Source organism: Methylobacterium sp. CCH5-D2 (genome assembly GCF_001556475.1).
Lineage (GTDB): Bacteria > Pseudomonadota > Alphaproteobacteria > Rhizobiales > Beijerinckiaceae > Methylobacterium > Methylobacterium hispanicum.
Map to the genome: position 1 here is coordinate 1 of NZ_LSIX01000187.1, position 2,127 is coordinate 2,127.

The window sequence follows — 2,127 nt, forward strand, 5'->3', positions numbered from 1 at the left end:
CTCACCGGCACCGCCCGCCTCGTCCGGGAGGCCGAGGAGCGGGCCGAGGCGCTGCGGCTCCGGCAGGAGGCCGAGCGCCGCCGCCGCGAGATCGCCCGCCGCCGCGACGCGATCGAGCGCCAGATCGCCGAGCTGCGCGCCGGGCTCGAGGCGGCCGAGGAGGAGGAGAGCGTGCTCCTCGGCGAGACCGAGGCGCGCGAGGGGCGGCTGGAGGCCGAGCGGCGCGAGCGCGCGGCCCGGCGCGGCGCGGCGAGCTGAGGAGCCGATCCGATGAGCGACGACAAGGGCTTGGAGAAGGGGCAGGCCCCCGACGAGGGCGCCGAGGCTGACCTCGACCCCAACCACTACCACCTGCGCCTCTACGTGGCCGGGCAGACCGCCAAGTCGCTCGCCGCGACGGCGAACCTGCGGCGCTTCTGCGAGGAGCACCTCGCCGGCCGCTACGACATCGAGGTCATCGACCTGATGAAGAACCCGAAGCTCGCGGCCGGCGACCAGATCCTGGCGATCCCGACGCTGGTGCGTCGCCTGCCCTCCCCGCTCAAGCGCATCATCGGCGACCTCTCGAACACCGAGAAGGTGCTGGTCGGGCTCGACATCCGCCCGAAGGACGCGCCTTGAGCCGCGTCCTCGGCCCCCTGCCCGCGGACGGCCGGCCCCTGCTGCGCCTGTTCATCGCCGGCACCTCGCCGCGCTCGAGCCGGACCGTCGAGGCGGTCCGGCACCTGCGCGACGCGCACCTGCCGGCCTACGAGCTGGAGGTCGTCGATCTCTACCAGCAGCCCCAGCTCGCCGAGGCCGACCGGGTGGTCGCCGCCCCGACCCTGGTGCGGGTGAGCCCCGGCCCGACGCGCCGCGTGGCCGGCGACCTCACGGACGCGCGCCGCATCCTGCACGGACTCGGGCTCGACGCGGCCGAGGGAGCGCCCGCGGAGGCCCGGGGACGTGCCGATGAGCGCTGAACTCGCCGCCGCCCGCGCCCGCATCGCGGAGCTCGAGGCGCGGCTGGAGGAGAGCGAGGACACGCTCGCGGCGATCCGCCGGGGCGATTTCGACGCGGTCGTGGTCGAGGGGCCCGACGGCGAGCGCCTCGTCTACACCCTGGAGAACGCCGACCGGCCCTACCGGGTGCTGATCGAGCAGATCCAGGAGGGCGCCTTCACGCTCTCGGCCGAGGGCACGCTGCTCTACGGCAACCGCCGCCTCGCCGCGATGCTGGGCCTGCGCCAGGAGCGGCTGATCGGACAGCCGCTGCGCCGCTTCGTCCTGCCCCAGGACGCAGGCGCCCTCGACGCGCTCCTCGCCGGGGCGGCCGAGGCCCCGGCCCGGGCCGAGATCGGCTTTCGGGACGCGGAGGGCGCCCAGCACCCCGTCCACCTCTCGCTCGCCAGGCTGGAGCGCGACGGCGGCGCGCCCCTCCTCTGCGGGGTGCTGACCGACCTCACCGAGCAGCGCGGGCGCCTCGACGAGCTCGCCGCCGCCAACGCCCGGCTCACCGCCGAGATCGCGGAGCGCGAGCGGATCGAGGACGCCCTGCGCCAGTCGCAGAAGATGGAGGCGGTGGGCCAGCTCACGGGGGGCGTGGCGCACGACTTCAACAACCTGCTCACCGTCATCAAGTCGTCCACGGACCTCCTGAAGCGGCGCGAGCTGCCCGAGGAGCGCCGCGCCCGCTACGTGCTGGCGATCTCCGACACCGTGGACCGGGCCGCCAAGCTCACCGGCCAGCTCCTCGCCTTCGCGCGGCGGCAGGCGCTCCAGCCCGAGACCTTCGACGCGGGCGCGAGCGTCGCGGCCATCGGCGACATGGTGGGCACGCTGACGGGCGCGCGCATCCGCGTGGGCGTGCGCCTGCCCGACCTGCCCTGCTACGTCCACGCCGACCCGAGCCAGTTCGACACCGCGCTCGTCAACATCGCGGTCAACGCCCGCGACGCCATGGAGGGCGAGGGCACGCTGACGATCGAGGTCGCGGCCACCGAATCCGTGCCGGCCTCGCGCGGCCAGATGCCGGTGCGGGGCCGCTTCGTGGCGGTCTCGGTGAGCGACACCGGCACCGGCATCGCGCCGGAGGTGCTGGCGCGCATCTTCGAGCCCTTCTTCACCACGAAGGGCGTCGGCCAGGGC

General features: G+C 75.1%; 3 protein-coding genes and 1 pseudogene. All 4 read left to right on the forward strand.

Annotated features, from left to right (window positions below):
* Window positions 1-258 (forward strand): annotated as a pseudogene (locus AX737_RS34095) (KaiC 1); the annotation flags it as partial.
* A gap of 12 nt (window positions 259-270) precedes the next feature.
* The gene (locus tag AX737_RS04845) at window positions 271-621 is read left to right on the forward strand and encodes a circadian clock KaiB family protein (RefSeq protein ID WP_066919423.1); all 351 of its coding nucleotides are present in this window, start codon (window positions 271-273) and stop codon (window positions 619-621) included.
* Entirely contained in the window at window positions 618-962 is a 345-nt protein-coding gene (locus AX737_RS04850; protein ID WP_066919425.1) for a circadian clock KaiB family protein, read from the forward strand. The genes AX737_RS04845 and AX737_RS04850 overlap by 4 nt, the downstream gene beginning before the upstream one ends.
* Window positions 952-2,127 (forward strand): PAS domain-containing hybrid sensor histidine kinase/response regulator (locus AX737_RS04855; protein ID WP_066919427.1); only part of this gene is annotated, 1,176 nt, incomplete at its 3' end. The genes AX737_RS04850 and AX737_RS04855, both read left to right, overlap by 11 nt.